The sequence below is a fragment of the Pseudomonas sp. 13B_2.1_Bac1 genome, from assembly GCF_025466155.1.
Taxonomy (GTDB): Bacteria; Pseudomonadota; Gammaproteobacteria; order Pseudomonadales; family Pseudomonadaceae; genus Aquipseudomonas; species Aquipseudomonas aylmerensis.
In genome coordinates, this window is sequence record NZ_JANLOH010000068.1 from 74,963 (window position 1) to 88,863 (window position 13,901).

16 protein-coding genes are annotated in these 13,901 nt (G+C 61.7%); 9 read left to right on the forward strand and 7 right to left on the reverse strand.

Annotated features, from left to right (window positions below; translation table 11 throughout):
* Positions 1-79 precede the first annotated feature (79 nt).
* Genes NTD80_RS16480 through NTD80_RS16510 form a run of 7 tightly spaced genes read left to right on the forward strand, consistent with a single transcriptional unit; the run spans position 80 to position 6,519 of the window.
* The gene (locus tag NTD80_RS16480; protein WP_262134316.1) at positions 80-1,108 is read left to right on the forward strand and encodes an ABC transporter ATP-binding protein; all 1,029 of its coding nucleotides are present in this window, start codon (positions 80-82) and stop codon (positions 1,106-1,108) included.
* Positions 1,105-1,950 (forward strand): ABC transporter permease, encoded by an 846-nt coding sequence (locus tag NTD80_RS16485; protein ID WP_065906033.1) that lies wholly within the window; start codon positions 1,105-1,107, stop codon positions 1,948-1,950. The genes NTD80_RS16480 and NTD80_RS16485 overlap by 4 nt, the downstream gene beginning before the upstream one ends.
* Before the next feature lie 4 nt (positions 1,951-1,954).
* Positions 1,955-2,749, forward strand: coding sequence for an ABC transporter permease (locus NTD80_RS16490; RefSeq protein ID WP_262134317.1), 795 nt, complete (start codon positions 1,955-1,957; stop codon positions 2,747-2,749).
* A complete protein-coding gene (locus NTD80_RS16495) occupies positions 2,749-3,039 on the forward strand; it encodes a (2Fe-2S)-binding protein (protein ID WP_065906028.1) in 291 nt (96 codons plus the stop codon). The genes NTD80_RS16490 and NTD80_RS16495 overlap by 1 nt, the downstream gene beginning before the upstream one ends.
* Complete coding sequence (locus tag NTD80_RS16500; RefSeq protein ID WP_262134318.1) at positions 3,036-4,379, forward strand: NAD(P)/FAD-dependent oxidoreductase; 1,344 nt, start codon at positions 3,036-3,038, stop codon at positions 4,377-4,379. The genes NTD80_RS16495 and NTD80_RS16500 overlap by 4 nt, the downstream gene beginning before the upstream one ends.
* Positions 4,376-5,473, forward strand: a complete 1,098-nt coding sequence (locus NTD80_RS16505; protein ID WP_262134319.1) for an NAD(P)/FAD-dependent oxidoreductase — start codon at positions 4,376-4,378, stop codon at positions 5,471-5,473. Before NTD80_RS16500 ends, NTD80_RS16505 begins: the two co-directional genes overlap by 4 nt.
* Before the next feature lie 14 nt (positions 5,474-5,487).
* Positions 5,488-6,519: an ABC transporter substrate-binding protein gene (locus NTD80_RS16510; protein ID WP_262134320.1), complete on the forward strand. Its 1,032-nt coding sequence runs from the start codon at positions 5,488-5,490 to the stop codon at positions 6,517-6,519.
* 3 nt (positions 6,520-6,522) lie between these two features.
* Here NTD80_RS16510 and NTD80_RS16515 read toward each other — a convergent pair whose 3' ends face one another.
* The 3 genes from NTD80_RS16515 to NTD80_RS16525 form a co-directional block, all read right to left on the reverse strand.
* Positions 6,523-6,999, reverse strand: coding sequence for a hypothetical protein (locus tag NTD80_RS16515; RefSeq protein WP_262134321.1), 477 nt, complete (start codon positions 6,997-6,999; stop codon positions 6,523-6,525).
* Between the two features lie 292 nt (positions 7,000-7,291).
* Positions 7,292-7,771 carry a hypothetical protein gene (locus NTD80_RS16520; RefSeq protein ID WP_262134322.1) on the reverse strand — a complete coding sequence of 160 codons (480 nt, stop codon included), beginning with the start codon at positions 7,769-7,771 and terminating at the stop codon, positions 7,292-7,294.
* Positions 7,768-8,691 (reverse strand): NAD synthetase, encoded by a 924-nt coding sequence (locus tag NTD80_RS16525; RefSeq protein WP_262134323.1) that lies wholly within the window; start codon positions 8,689-8,691, stop codon positions 7,768-7,770. The genes NTD80_RS16520 and NTD80_RS16525 overlap by 4 nt, the downstream gene beginning before the upstream one ends.
* Positions 8,692-8,875: 184 nt before the next feature.
* Between NTD80_RS16525 and NTD80_RS16530 the strand changes: the two genes are divergently transcribed.
* A complete protein-coding gene (locus tag NTD80_RS16530; RefSeq protein WP_262134324.1) occupies positions 8,876-9,364 on the forward strand; it encodes an Hcp family type VI secretion system effector in 489 nt (162 codons plus the stop codon).
* A gap of 85 nt (positions 9,365-9,449) precedes the next feature.
* Here the strand turns inward: NTD80_RS16530 and nadE are convergent, their stop codons facing one another.
* From nadE to NTD80_RS16545, 3 genes are all read right to left on the reverse strand, one after another.
* Entirely contained in the window at positions 9,450-10,265 is an 816-nt protein-coding gene (gene nadE / locus NTD80_RS16535; protein ID WP_262134325.1) for an ammonia-dependent NAD(+) synthetase, read from the reverse strand.
* Between the two features lie 75 nt (positions 10,266-10,340).
* Complete coding sequence (gene pncB / locus NTD80_RS16540; RefSeq protein WP_120448249.1) at positions 10,341-11,579, reverse strand: nicotinate phosphoribosyltransferase; 1,239 nt, start codon at positions 11,577-11,579, stop codon at positions 10,341-10,343.
* An 11-nt stretch (positions 11,580-11,590) separates the two neighbouring features.
* Positions 11,591-12,238 carry a nicotinamidase gene (locus NTD80_RS16545; protein WP_106804323.1) on the reverse strand — a complete coding sequence of 216 codons (648 nt, stop codon included), beginning with the start codon at positions 12,236-12,238 and terminating at the stop codon, positions 11,591-11,593.
* Between the two features lie 146 nt (positions 12,239-12,384).
* On the opposite strand from NTD80_RS16545, the gene NTD80_RS16550 reads away from it, so the two are divergent.
* A complete protein-coding gene (locus NTD80_RS16550; RefSeq protein ID WP_201144078.1) occupies positions 12,385-13,077 on the forward strand; it encodes an NUDIX hydrolase in 693 nt (230 codons plus the stop codon).
* 40 nt (positions 13,078-13,117) lie between these two features.
* Here NTD80_RS16550 and NTD80_RS16555 read toward each other — a convergent pair whose 3' ends face one another.
* Complete coding sequence (locus NTD80_RS16555; RefSeq protein WP_065906013.1) at positions 13,118-13,891, reverse strand: L-iditol 2-dehydrogenase; 774 nt, start codon at positions 13,889-13,891, stop codon at positions 13,118-13,120.
* Positions 13,892-13,901: the final 10 nt, after the last annotated feature.

Genomic DNA, 13,901 nt, shown 5'->3' on the forward strand with positions numbered 1-13,901 from the left:
ACCGGCAACACCTCATTCGCATCTGCCCAAAACAAAAAAGCGCGTTTCGACGCGACTCAAAAAAAGGTGGAACGCAGACATGGCATTTCTCCAACTCAACGCCTTGAGCAAACGCTACGGCGCCGTCGACGCGGTGGTCGCCACTGACCTGGCGGTGGAAAAAGGCGAGTTCGTTTCCCTGCTCGGCCCTTCTGGCTGCGGCAAGACCACCACCCTGCAAATGATCGCCGGTTTCGTCGATGTCAGCGCCGGGCAGATCCTGCTCGACGGGCGCGACATTACCCACGCCAAGCCCGCCAGCCGTGGCCTGGGCGTGGTATTCCAGAGCTATGCGCTGTTCCCGCACATGACCGTGCGCGACAACGTCGCCTTCGGCCTGAAGATGCGCAAAGTGCCGGCCGCCGAGATCGCCAGCAAGGTCAAGACCGTGCTCGAACTGGTGCGCCTGGCACCCCACGCCGAGCGTTACCCACGGGAGCTGTCCGGCGGCCAGCGCCAACGCGTGGCCCTGGCCCGCGCCCTGGTGATCGAACCACCGGTATTGCTGCTCGATGAACCGCTGTCCAACCTCGACGCCAACCTTCGCGAAGAGATGCAGTTCGAGATCCGTCGCATCCAGTGCGCTGTGGGTATCACCACGTTGATGGTGACCCACGACCAGGCCGAAGCCCTGTCGATCAGCGACCGCGTGGTGGTGATGCAGGCCGGCCGCGTGACCCAGATCGATGCGCCGTACAAGCTCTATGAACACCCGCGCACGCGCTTTATCTCGGACTTCGTCGGCAAGGCCAACTTGCTCGCCGGTGATTACGATCAACTGGGTATCCCGCAAGTGCGCCACGAAAGCGGCGATGGCGAACTGGTCCTGAGCCTGCGCCCGGAAAAGATCAGCCTGGTGCAAGCCGGCGCCGGGCGCCTGCAGGGCAAGGTGCTCGACCGCTACTTCTTCGGCAGCCAATGGCTGTACCGCATCCACACCCCTCTCGGCGAAATCACCGTGGTGCGCAGCAATGACGGCAGCGCGCCGCTGGGCTGCGGCGCGGCGGTCGGCCTGGAGTGGCAGGCCGAACTGCTGCGGGTACTGGCGGTGGATGAGGTGCACGCATGAGTCGCGGCTACTTGCTTTCACTGCCGGCCCTGCTGCTGTTTACCGGGCTGCTGATCCTGCCGCTCGGGCTGACACTGGTGCTGTCGTTCAACGTGTTCGACTACCAGGTCGGCGTCAAGGGTGATGAATGGACCCTGGCCCACTACCTGGCGCTGTTCAGTGACTCGTACTTCTACGAGATCTTCTGGCGCACCTTCTGGATCAGCGCGCTCGTGACCCTGCTGTGCGTGGTGATCGGCGTCCCCGAGGCTTACATCCTCAGTCGCATGGGCACGCCATGGCGCTCGATCTTCCTGATCCTGATCCTCACGCCGCTGCTGATTTCGGTGGTGGTGCGCGCCTTCGGGTGGAGCCTGCTGCTGGGTGCCGACGGGCTGGTCAACCAGGTGATCCAGGCCCTCGGCGGGCGCCCGGTGAAGCTGCTGTACACGCCGTTCGCAGTGATCATCGCGCTGGTGCACGTGATGCTGCCGTTCATGATCATTCCGGTGTGGACCTCCCTGCAAAAGCTCGACCCGTCGGCTGAACAGGCCGCGCTGTCGCTGGGTGCAAGCCAGGCCACGGTGATGCGCAGAATCGTGTTGCCCCAGGTAATGCCCGGCGTGCTGTCCGGCACCCTGATCGTGTTCGGCCTGGCCGCCAGCTCGTTTGCGATTCCCGGCCTGCTTGGCGGAAGACGCCTGAAAATGGTCGCCACCGTGGTGTACGACCAGTACCTCTCGGAACTCAACTGGCCCATGGGCGCCACCATCGCGGTGGTGCTGCTGTTGGTCAATCTGCTGATCATGCTGAGCTGGAACCGCATGGTCGAAGGCCGCTATAAAAAGTCCCTGGGGGTTTAAGCGCATGTCCAGAAACGGTCCTTTGGCCCTCGGCTTTCACGGCCTGGTGGTGCTGTTCATGATGGCGCCGCTGGTGGTGGTCTGCCTGGTGGCCTTCACCCCGGAAAACACCTTGAGCCTGCCCACCTCGGGCTTCTCCCTGCGCTGGTTTCGCGCAGTGTTCGAGCGTGCCGACTTTATCCAGGCGTTCTACAACAGCCTGATCCTGGCGTTTACCGCCGCGACCCTGGCCACCTTGATTGCCGTGCCGGCGGCCTTGGCGATCAGCCGATACTCGTTCCCGGGGCGCAACTTCTTCAGCGCGTTGTTCCTGTCGCCGATCATCATTCCGCACCTGGTCCTGGGCGTGGCAATGCTGCGCCTGTTCGCGCTGATGGGCGTGAACGGCAGCTTCACCTGGCTGATGCTCGCGCACGTGGTGATCATCACCCCGTATGTGCTGCGCCTGGTGCTGGCAGCGGCCATCGGTATTGACCGCAGTGCCGAACAGGCGGCGGAGTCCCTGGGCGCCGGGCGCTTCACGCTGTTTCGGCAGATCACCTTGCCGATGATTTTCCCCGGCGTCGCCGGGGGTTGGCTGCTGGCCTTCATCAACAGTTTCGATGAGGTGACGCTGTCGATCTTCGTCAGTTCGCCGGCCACGCAGACCCTGCCGGTGCGCATGTACGTGTACGCCACCGAGTCCATCGACCCGATGATGGCGGCGGTGTCGGCGTTGGTGATTGCGCTGACGGCGGCGACCATGATTCTGCTCGACCGGGTCTACGGCCTGGACCGCGTGCTGGTGGGGAAACATTGATGGCCTTGTTCAAACGATTGGCCGAAACCACGCGCCCTGCCCTGGCCTTTACCCTGGACGGGCAACCCGCCACCGGCTTGCTCGGCGACACGTTGCTGACCGCCGTACTGACCTGCGCCGAGCACCTGCGCGGCAGTGATTTCAGCGCCGAACGCCGCGCCGGGTTTTGCCTGATGGGCGCCTGCCAGGATTGCTGGGTGCGGCTTGAGGATGGGCGCCGCGTGCGGGCCTGCTCGACGCTGCTGGAAGAAGGCCAGGCGATCAGCCGCGAGCCGGGGCGCCAGCTATGAAGCCGGTGGTGATTGTCGGTGCCGGCCCGGCAGGCATCAGCGCTGCGCGCACCCTGCTCGACCATGGCATCAAGGCCTGCCTGGTGGATGAAAGCCTGCGCGGCGGCGGGCAGATCTATCGGCGCCAGCCGGCAAACTTCCAGCGTACGGCCAAGCAGATCTACGGGTTCGAGGCGCGCAAGGCCGAGGCCGTGCACCGTACGCTGGATGAACTCGCGCCGCTGATCGACTACCGCCCGCAAACGCTGGTGTGGAACGCCGAGGATGGGCGCCTGGACATGCTCAATAACGGGCGTGCCGAGAGCGTCGAATATGCGCGGATCATCGTCGCCACCGGCGCCACCGACCGCATCCTGCCAGTCCCGGGCTGGACCTTGCCGGGGGTGTACAGCCTGGGCGCGGCGCAAATCGCCTTGAAGTATCAGGGCTGCGCGATTGGTGAACGGGTGGCGTTTTGTGGCAGCGGACCGTTGCTGTATTTGGTCGCGTACCAGTACGCCAAGGCTGGCGCCCAGGTGGTGGCAGTGCTCGACAGTGCGCCGTTCAGCGCGCAATGCCGTGCAGTGCCGGCCCTGCTCGGGCAACCGCTGACCTTGGCCAAGGGCTTGTATTACCGCGCCTGGCTGACCGCTCACGGCGTGCCCGTGCATCAGGGTGCGACGCTTCAACAGATCGACGGCGAGCAACGCGTGCGTGGCATCCGCTGGGACCAGCAGGTGCTGGAATGTGACGCCGTGGGCTTCGCCCATGCCTTGCGCAGCGAGACACAGCTGGCGGACTTGCTCGGCTGTGAGTTTGCCTGGAGCGCGTTGAATCGCGCCTGGTTGCCGCAACGCGACGGCGCCGGACGCAGCAGTGTGAGCGACGTGTACCTGGCTGGCGATGGCGCCGGAATCATGGGGGCAGACGCGGCAGCAATGGCCGGCGAACGCGCAGCCTTGGCGGTGCTGGAAGATTCAGGCATTGCCATCGATCATCGCCGCCCGGCTGAGCTGGAGCAGCGACTGGCGGCTATCCAGCGCTTTCGCCATGGCCTGGAAACCGCGTTCCCGTTCCCTGAAAACTGGGCTGCGCAGGCGCCGGATGCGTTGATCCTGTGCCGCTGCGAGGAAGTCAGCGTCGGTGATGTGCGCGCCGTGGTCGATGAAGGCCACTGGGAAATCAATCGGGTCAAGGCGCATTGCCGCGTCGGCATGGGTCGCTGCCAGGGCCGCATGTGCGGGCTGGCGGCGGCGGAAATCGTCGCCGAGCGCAGCGGTCGCGCAGTTGAAAACGTCGGCCGCCTGCGTGGCCAGGCTCCGATCAAGCCGTTGCCGTTCGGCGTGGAGGTGCAGCCATGATCGACGTCATCGTACTCGGCGGCGGCATTGTCGGCGCTTCGGCAGCCTTGATGCTGGCGCAGAAGGGCCAGCGCGTGGCCCTGGTGGAACGGGATTTTTGCGGCTCGCATTCCAGTGGCGTGAATTACGGCGGCGTGCGCCGACAAGGCCGGCCGCTGCATCAGTTACCGCTGTCGCAACGCGCCCATGCGCTGTGGTCCGACCTGCCGGGGTTGATCGGCATCGATGGTGAGTACGTGCGTTCCGGGCATCTGAAACTCGCGCGCAGCGCGGCGGATTTTGCTGCGCTGCAAGCCTATGCCGAGCACACCCGAGGCTTTGGCCTGGGCTTGCAATTGCTGGACTACGCCGAGCTGCGCGCACGCTTTCCCTGGGTCGGCGATATCGCCGTGGGCGCTTCGTTGTGTCCGGAAGACGGGCATGCCAACCCGCGACTGGTGTCTCCGGCTTTCGCCCGTGCCGCGCAACGCCTTGGCGCGGCGGTCCACGAGCAGGCCGAAGTGCTTCAGGTCGAACATGACGGCCAGCGCTTTCAGATCCGCTGCGCCAACGGCCTGCACTTGCAGGCGCCGTGGTTACTCAATTGCGCCGGCGCCTGGGCGGGCACCGTCGCTGCGCACTTCGGCGAGCCGGTGCCGATTACCTCGGCGCATCCGGCGATGCTGGTCACCGAGCCATTGCCGATGGTGATGAACGTGAGCACCGGCGTCGAAGGCGGCGGGATTTATGCGCGGCAGGTCGCCCGGGGCAATTGCATCCTCGGTGGCGGGCGCGGTTTTGCCCTCGGCCCGTTGACGGCGCGCCCTGGCCAGGCCGCAGTGCTTGAGATTCTGCGCAATGCCGGCGAGTTGTACCCGTTCCTCAAGGGTGCCCAGGCGATTCGCACCTGGAGCGGCACCGAAGGTTACCTACCCGATCACGAACCGGTGATCGGTCCCAGCAGTACCCAACCGGGCTTGCTCCACGGTTTCGGCTTTGCCGGCGCCGGGTTCCAGCTCGGCCCCGCGGTCGGTGAAGCCCTGGCAGAGATTGTCTGCGACGGGGCCAGCCGCCAACCCATCGAAGCGTTTTCCATCCGTCGTTTCCAAGCCTGAGAGGAAAAACATCCATGAACCTCCGTATTGCGCTGTCCTGCTTGTCCCTCGCCTTGCTCACCACCACCGCAAACGCCGCGCCGACGCTGTACCTGGGCATGAATGGCGGCACCATGGAACGGGTGTACGCCGACAAGGTGCTGCCCGCATTCGAGAAGGCCAACAACGTCAAGGTGGTGATCGTGCCTGGCACCTCGTCGGACATCCTCGCCAAGGTCCAGGCCAACAAAGACAACCCGCAGATGCACGTGATGTTCCTCGACGACGGCATCATGTACCGCGCCATCTCCATGGGCCTGTGCGACACGTTGGCGCCGAGCCCGACCCTGGAACAGATCCCGGCCAAGGCGAAAATCAAGCAACAGGCCGTGGCCGTGACCCTGGGCGTCACCGGCCTGGGCTACAACGCCAAGATGTTCAAGGAAAAAGGCTGGGCCGCGCCCACCTCGTGGATGGACCTGGCCGACCCGCGCTTCAAGGACAAAGTGGTGTTCCAGTCCCTGGCCTCGTCGACCTTCGGCCTGCACGGCTTCTTGATGTTCAACCGCATCCAGGGCGGCGATGAAACCAACGTCGACCCGGGCTTCAAGGCCTGGCCGAAAACCGTTGGCCCCAACGTACTGGAATACATCGCCAGCTCGGCGAAAATCTCCGAGATGGTGCAGACCGACGAAGCGGCGATCTTCCCCCTCACCCCGACCCAGGTCACCACCCAGAAGTTGCTCGGCGTGCCGATGGAATATGCGCAACCGAAGGAAGGCGCGGTGGTGCTGAACGTGGCTGAATGCGTGATTGCACGCAACGACCAGCCGGAACTGGCGCAGAAACTCGCAACATTTTTGCTGACCGCCGAGGCCCAGGCACCGGCGCTGGAAGAAGGCGACCAGATCCCGTCGAACCCGACCACACCGACCACCGACAAGACCCGCGCGCGGGTAGAGGCGATGCAGGGTTACTTGCAGACGGCGATTTCGATTGACTGGGACCAGGTGAACCAGGCGCGGCCGGAGTGGAATGCGCGGTGGAGTCGGTCGATCGAGCGGTAACGCCTATAACCGCTCCTGGCGCCGACTCTTCTGGCGTTGGGTGTGGATTATTCTACCGATACGTTGGCGTTCTTCGCGCAGTTTCACCCACTCGTTACGGGCTTCCCGGTGGCGTTTACTGTTGAGCAATAGCAGGGCGAGCAGTGGGAACAGGATGCCTGACACATAGAAAACTGTGTGAGGGCGATAGACGATAGTCGGGAGAACGCCGACCAAGCACAAGAGCATCAAGATGACCGGAATGCAGATCCATCCTAGATAGCCACGGACAACCATGAAGTTGCAGTGGGCGATAAGAAAAGACGCAACGAGTACTGAAAAATAGGAATACCTTAGGCTTTCGCTAACAGGTAGCACTTCAAAGTAACTGTCGATCATCATCGGTATGCCGATGACGAGAGTGAGCCCCTGAGCAAAAAGTGCCCCCATAGAAACAGGAAAATAGCGTTTCAAATAACGCAAGAGTTCCTTATAGGTCATCAGAAATATCATTCTTCAAACGCCTCATATAATCCCACGGCAATCGTTCGGAAATTGCCATTTACAATGCTACCCCCCGAAGTCAATGAGGCGCCTATGACATCCCGACCTGTTGCACAAGTTGGGTCACTCGTTCACCACTTTCGTGCATGCAATGACCAAGCGGGACTGGCGCATTTACTTGCCGACGGCGATTTCGATTGACTGGGACCAGGTGAACCAGGCGCGGTGGAGTCGGTCGATCGAGCGATAGGCCGACATAGCGGACGCTCCCACGTGGTGGACGTGGGAGTTACGCTTCCCTTGCCCTGCTCGCCCCGGCTTTATTGCGGTGTATTTTATAGTTCGCTTTCGCCGTATTGCGTTGAATTCGGATTTCAATCAATTTCCGCCGCATTTCTCGATGGCGTTCAGTGTTGAGCAGCAGTAACCCAAGGAGCGGAAACGCAACCCCCAGCGAAAACGCTACTGTATGCGGTCGATATTGAATCGTGGGTAATACCAGCATCAGGCAAAAAGCGAAATAACCCACCAACAGTCCAGTCGCCCATCTACGACCACGCACAATCATGAAATTGCAAAGCCCGAAAAAAGCCGTCAACGACAGCAGCCCCCAACCAGACAATTCGGTTCTCAGTGGCTGGTCGAGCCCGCGCAAATAGTTTTCGTCAACCAGCACAGTCACCATGGCGGTTGAGAGGATAGCCATGAAAATCGTGCCCATGAACACTGGAAAATAGCGCCCGAGAAAACTCGCAACTGACTCCGTCATTCCGCAATTTCCTCGTACAGGCCAATAGCAAGGGTTGCGGCGCTCCCTATATGACCATTTTGATAGCTGCCACTCAGCCCCAATACGCCGCCCAAGATGTCCTTTAGCTGAGTGAACGTGGCATGGCGGATTTGGTGGGCGCTGTAGCGCTTGGGCAATGCCCCGGTTCGTTGGCGCAATTTGAGCAGCTTCGTCGACAAGCCAGGATCTCTCAGCGTCAACAGTTCATTTGTGAGCTGTTTACGTTCTTGCCGTGAGAGTCCTCGCAAAAGCTCATACCAGCTTTTGCCCAAGGTCTTTTTGTTAACTTTTAATAGCCGTACAGTGGTCAGCGCACTGGTTCCAATCCCTATCAGGGAAACGCCATCCAATATCGGCGAAACTGTGTTGTACCAGTCCGAATCATCCATATGATCATTGTCGACCGGTCTGTACCTTTCGTTGTAGGCCCGAACCGCTCCAATTGCGCATTGCGCAGAGCTGGCAAGGGCGGCAGAGACGCCCGCCGCAACAACAAAACTGGTCACGCCCATCGTAAAGGGCATCGCCACAGAGCCACTCAGCACCACAAGCCAACCCAGCACTGCAGCCCCGCAAGATAACGAGGCACTGATCGCCTCGAATACAAGCTGCGACTCCTGTGGCTCCTGCTCCAACCGCCGGACAAAATCCAACCGCGCCATCGACCTCGGCATCTCGCGCAAAATCACGCGTTTGGGCAGCACACTGCAAATCGGTTGAAACTCGCGCAACGTCACCGGCCACAACTGTGAATCGAGGTACACCACCCCTGCCCCGGCAATCGCCGGATCAGCGTCGATCACAGCAAACAATCGACGCAGGTCAATGCTGCTTTCTACCCGCTCACGGGGGGTGAGGTGAGCCTTGGGGAATCCGTCCTTCAATACGCTGGTAGCCATTCCTTTACTCCAGAATTCTCAAGAGCGCAGAGCCTAAAGAATCAATATCCACCAGGAATGTAGGAAGGTTTCCTTTTTCAAGACAGGCACTTCTCGATCTCGCCTCAGAGCCTTGTAGTCAATCCTGGGAATGGGAAAAGTACGCCCGCGCCACTACCGGCGAACGATCAAACAAGGACCGAAGATGGCGATCGATATGTTTTTGAAGCTGGGAGATATCGAGGGCGAGTCCAGGGACCAGGTGCATCGGGATGAAATCGATATCACCCGCTGGGGCTGGAGCCTGTCTCAGTCTGGCTCCATGCACAACGGCACGGGCGGCGGGGCCGGTAAGGTCAATATGGCGAATATCGCGATTGAAAAGAGCCTGGATAAATCCACGCCAAACCTGATGATGGCCTGTGCTACCGGCAAGCATTATCCGGAAGCCCGCATTGTGGTGCGCAAGGCTGGAGGCGGCAGCAGTGTGGAGTATCTGCTGATCACCTTGAAGGAGGTTATGGTTGCCTCTTACGAGACACGCGCAGCAGCATCAAACGATGTGCTTACGGAAGAAATCAGCCTTAACTTCGCCAAGGTGGAAGTCAGTTACCAGCCGCAGAAAGCCGATGGCGGCAAGGATGGCGGGCCGATCCGGTTCGGCTGGAACATTCGCGAGAACGGCAAACTGTAGGCGCGGCCAGCGAAAAACCACAACGATAACGCGGGCATGCTGGAAGTGCGCGGTGCCGATGGGTTTTTCGCTGGCGAGCCGGCGCCTACGAGGGGGTGATGGGCAGTGCGCGTTTGTGGGCGGTCTTGAGGTAGGCCTGCTCGATAAGGCTCCTCACTCGTTCGCTCACCGGCTCGCCCATCAGGTAGGCGTCGATCTCTGCATAAGTACAGCCGTAGGCGTGTTCGTCCGGTTTGCCCGGCACCAGCTCTTCCAGGTCGGCGGTCGGCAGTTTGTGCACCAGCTTCGCCGGAGCACCGAGGGCGTTGGCCAGCAGGCGTACCTGGGTCTTGGTCAGCCCCGAGAGCGGCGCCAGGTCGCAGGCGCCGTCGCCGAATTTGGTGAAGAAACCCATCAGCGCTTCGGCGCCATGGTCGGTGCCGACGACCAGGCCGTTGTGCAGGTTGGCCACCGCGTACTGGGCGATCATGCGAGTGCGGGCCTTGACGTTGCCTTTGATGAAATCCACGTGGCTGGCGCTGGCTTGGTTGGCGTCGAGGCTGGCCATCAGGCCATCGACGCTGGCGCCAATGTTCAGGGTGTCAATGTGGTCCGGGGCGATGAAATCCAGCGAGGCCTGGGCGTCGCTTTCATCGGCCTGGGTTTTATAGGGCAGGCGCATGGCGATAAAGCGCGCGGCGTAGTCCTCATTTCGCAGTTGCTCTACCGCCAGCTGGCACAAGCGGCCGGCGGTCAGCGAGTCGACACCGCCACTGATGCCCAGTACCAGGGCCTTGCAGCCCGACTGGCGCAAGGTGGTCTTGATGAAGTCGATGCGCCGTTGGACCTCTTTGGCCTCATCGCCCTTGCGCAGTTGCCGATCGATATTCAGTTCCTGCGCGATACGTTCTTGGGTTTGCATATCACACCTCTGTATTGCCTGGATTGACCTGTGGGAGCGGGCTTGCTCGCGAAGACGACGTGTCAGTCGACCCCGTCAGCGCTGATCCACCGCTTTCGGGAGCACGCCCTCTCCTACAGAAAATACCTGGGCCGCGTACTGCAAGAACGACGGGTCTTCGCAGACGTTCTTGATCGGATCATCGGAGAATTTCACCACCGGCTCGCCGTGCACCCGCACCAGCTTCATCACGATGCTCAGCGGCTCGACGCCCTCCACATCGCAGGCCAGGCTGGTGCCCATGCCGAAACCGAACTTGGCCTTGCCCCGGATGTGCCGCAGGATCGGCAGGCATTTTTCGAAGTTCAGGCCGTCGGAAAACATCAGGTCCTTGGTCATCGGGTCGATGCCCAGCTGTTTGTAGCGGGCCAGCACCTTGTCGGCCCAGGCGATAGGGTCGCCGGAGTCCTGGCGCAGGCCGTCGTAGAGCTTGGCGAAGTACAAGTCGAAATCCTTGAGGAAAAAGTCGGTGCTGATGCAGTCGGTCAGGGCGATGCCGAGGCGGCCCCGGTACTCGCGCACCCAGTTTTCCAGCGCGGCGTTCTGGCTTTCACGCAGGCGGCCCAGTTGCTGGTGCACCATCAGCCATTGGTGGGCCATGGTGCCGATCAGCGGCAGGTCGAACTCATAGGCCAGGTGCGCATTGCTGGTGCCGACGAACTGACCGGGGAAGTCGCGGCGCATGATGTCCACGACTTCGCGCTGGGCCTTGAACGACAGGCGCCGGCGGGTCGAGAAGTCCGACACACGCAAGTCGGCCAGCTCCTCGCGGCTGAGGTTTTTCTCCAGCCAGTCGAACTTCTGATAGAGCTTGCGGGTGACGTCCTCCAGGCTCACGTCGGGGTATTTGTCGCGATTGCGCAACTCGCTGACCAGCGCCAGAACCGGCTGTTCGAACATGATGCAGTGCAGCATCGGGCCGACCACGCGGATGTTCAACTGGCCGTCGATCTCACTGACGTGGATATAACGCAGATTGAAGCGAAACAGGCCGAGGAAGCGCTCGTAGTCAGGGGTCAAGTATTCGCGAAAACGCGGATTGAACAGAAAGCGCAGCTCGCCTTCTCGCATCTGCAGGCCGGCCATGTTCTCCAGCTCGGCGCGCAACGCGGGGATCAGGTGGCCGAGCTTTTCCCGGGAGCGGACGATGAAGTTGTATTCCACATCGACATTCGGGTGCTGGTGCAACACCGCCTGCATCATGGTGAAGGTGTAGTAGTCGGTGTCGAGCAAGCCCTGGATCACCGGGGATTCGTAGTCGTAGGCACTTTCCATGGTGTATCTCCTTAACGCGTGGCCATCGCGGCCAGTTCTTCGCGGGTGCTGCTGATGCAGGCACCGGCCTTGAGCAACTCGTTGACGGCCTGCACACCGCCCTCCTCGCTGATACTGCGGCACGCCGGCACGTGCAGGACCACCTCCAGCCCGGCCTTGAGCAGTTGCAGGGCAGTGGTCTTGACGCAGTAGTCGAGGGCCAGGCCGCCGACGATCACGCGGCTGACACCCTGGGCCTTGAGGTACTCGATCACGCCGGTGGAGAGCTTGTCGTGCAGGTCGTGGTAGCAGGCGCCGTAGGGATGCAGGTCGGGTTCGACGCCTTTCCAGATGAAGTAGTCGTAGTCATAGGGCGTGGGCAGTTCGTCGAGCAAGGTAAAGCCCTCGGTACCCGGCACGCAGTGGCTGACCCAGGTGACATCGGCGTGGACCAGGCCGGTGGGCTGCAGCATCTCGCTGTGCTGCGTGACCACCCAGGGTGCATGCGGGGTGTGCGCGTCCTTGCTGCCGACGCGGTGGCCGGCGAGGCTGGCCATGAAGTTGAGTTCGGCACCGATCTGATCACCGCCGACCACCGGCAATTCGTTGGGGCACAGCGGCGTGAAGCTCTTCTGGGCATCGACGTCGAATGAAGCAATGGCGGTTTTCGCGAGGGTCATGGCGGATCTCCTGTGGCCTGGAATCAAAAGTACACGTCATGTACTTTCATTGCAAGAAACATTTAGATATCTATCCCGGGCCCAGTACATGACATATCTGTTCGATCCGCTAGACTGTGCCTCATCGTTGTTCAGAAGGACGTCACATGCCCCTTAGCCCCTACCTCCATACCGTCGACCTGTGCGTGTTGTGCTATTGCCGCACGGGCGGCGAACTGAAACTGCTGCTGAATAAACGCGAGGCCGAGCCATTTGCCGGGCACTGGGCGCTGCCCGGCGTGGTGGTGAATGGCGACGTGCAAGATCTGAGCCTCCAGGCTGCCGTGGAGCGTTTGCGCACCAGCGACAAGGTCGGCCTGGCGTTGGCCTGGAGTGAACAAGTGGGCACAGTGGGTGACGCGTTCCGCGATCCGCGTTGCTGGTCGTCGTCGACCTTTTACCTGGCGATCGTCGCGGATGAAGTCAGCCTGGGTGAGCACCAGGGCTGGTTTGCGCTGAAGGCAGTGGCCGATGGCAGCATCAAGCTGCCGTTCGATCACAACAGTATCGTCGCGGCCGTACAGGAACGGTTGCTCTCCAAGTCGCTGTACAGCAGCTTGCCGCTGATGTTCCTGGGCAATGAATTCAGCGCACCGGAAGCGACCACGATCTTTTCCCTGGTGCTGGAGCGGCCGGTATTGAAGACCAGTATTCGCCAGCGGCTATTGAAGCTGACAGAGGCGGGGTATCTGCGTGAGACGGGGCGCAAGAAGCACGGTGAAGGCGGCCGGCCCCAGGCGACGGTGGAGAACCTGAAGCCTGGGGCGGTGTATTTTTTTGATCGCAGTTTCGCCGAGTAAAACACCTGTAGGAGCCCGGCAAGCCGGGCGCCTACCAGGATCAGTTCATCCAGTTGCCGCCGTCGACGTTGTAGGTCTGGGCCACCACATAGTCGGCCTCTTTGGACGCCAGGAAGATTGCCATCCCGGTCAGATCCTCTGCCGTACCCATCCGCCCGAACGGCACCTCACCCCCTACCCGCCTCTTCTTCTCGCCAGGCGGCAAACCTTCATGCCTGGCGAACAGCGCATCCACGCCATCCCAGTGCTCGCCATCCACCACACCGGGGGCGATGGCGTTGACGTTGATGCCCTGCTTGATCAGGTTCAACCCCGCCGATTGCGTAAGGCTGATCACTGCCGCCTTGGTTGCGCAGTAGACCGCCACCAGCGGCTCACCGCGCCGCCCGGCCTGGCTGGCCATGTTGATGATCTTGCCGCCGTGGCCCTGGCTGATCATCTGTCGCGCGGCAGCCTGCAGGGTGAACAGCGTGCCGGCGACATTGATCGAGAACAACCGCGCGTAGCTGTCGCGGGTGATGTCGACGATGGGCGCCAGGTCGAACAGCGCGGCGTTGTTGATCAGGATATCGAGCTTGCCGGCCTGGGCGACCACGGCGGCAATCGCGCTGTCGATGGAGGCCTGGTCGGTGACGTCCATCGCCACCGCGTAGGCCTGGGGGCCCAGTTCGGCTGCAGTAGCCTGGGCGCGTTGCAGGTCGATATCGGCGATGGCAACGGTGGCGCCTTCGGCAATGTAGGCCTGGGCAAACGCGCGGCCGATTCCGCGCGCCGATCCGGTGATCAGCGCGCTCTTACCTTCGAGTCGTTTCATTGAGGTGTCC

Coding starts and splice junctions, on each gene's coding strand:
- NTD80_RS16510 (WP_262134320.1), top strand. CDS start 5,488: ATGAACCTCCGTATTGCGCTGTCCTGCTTGTCCCTCGCCTTGCTCACC.
- NTD80_RS16515 (WP_262134321.1), bottom strand. CDS start 6,999: ATGACCTATAAGGAACTCTTGCGTTATTTGAAACGCTATTTTCCTGTT.
- NTD80_RS16495 (WP_065906028.1), top strand. CDS start 2,749: ATGGCCTTGTTCAAACGATTGGCCGAAACCACGCGCCCTGCCCTGGCC.
- NTD80_RS16520 (WP_262134322.1), bottom strand. CDS start 7,771: ATGACGGAGTCAGTTGCGAGTTTTCTCGGGCGCTATTTTCCAGTGTTC.
- NTD80_RS16555 (WP_065906013.1), bottom strand. CDS start 13,891: ATGAAACGACTCGAAGGTAAGAGCGCGCTGATCACCGGATCGGCGCGC.
- NTD80_RS16525 (WP_262134323.1), bottom strand. CDS start 8,691: ATGGCTACCAGCGTATTGAAGGACGGATTCCCCAAGGCTCACCTCACC.
- pncB (WP_120448249.1), bottom strand. CDS start 11,579: ATGGAAAGTGCCTACGACTACGAATCCCCGGTGATCCAGGGCTTGCTC.
- NTD80_RS16530 (WP_262134324.1), top strand. CDS start 8,876: ATGGCGATCGATATGTTTTTGAAGCTGGGAGATATCGAGGGCGAGTCC.
- NTD80_RS16545 (WP_106804323.1), bottom strand. CDS start 12,238: ATGACCCTCGCGAAAACCGCCATTGCTTCATTCGACGTCGATGCCCAG.
- NTD80_RS16490 (WP_262134317.1), top strand. CDS start 1,955: ATGTCCAGAAACGGTCCTTTGGCCCTCGGCTTTCACGGCCTGGTGGTG.
- NTD80_RS16500 (WP_262134318.1), top strand. CDS start 3,036: ATGAAGCCGGTGGTGATTGTCGGTGCCGGCCCGGCAGGCATCAGCGCT.
- NTD80_RS16485 (WP_065906033.1), top strand. CDS start 1,105: ATGAGTCGCGGCTACTTGCTTTCACTGCCGGCCCTGCTGCTGTTTACC.
- NTD80_RS16480 (WP_262134316.1), top strand. CDS start 80: ATGGCATTTCTCCAACTCAACGCCTTGAGCAAACGCTACGGCGCCGTC.
- NTD80_RS16550 (WP_201144078.1), top strand. CDS start 12,385: ATGCCCCTTAGCCCCTACCTCCATACCGTCGACCTGTGCGTGTTGTGC.
- nadE (WP_262134325.1), bottom strand. CDS start 10,265: ATGCAAACCCAAGAACGTATCGCGCAGGAACTGAATATCGATCGGCAA.
- NTD80_RS16505 (WP_262134319.1), top strand. CDS start 4,376: ATGATCGACGTCATCGTACTCGGCGGCGGCATTGTCGGCGCTTCGGCA.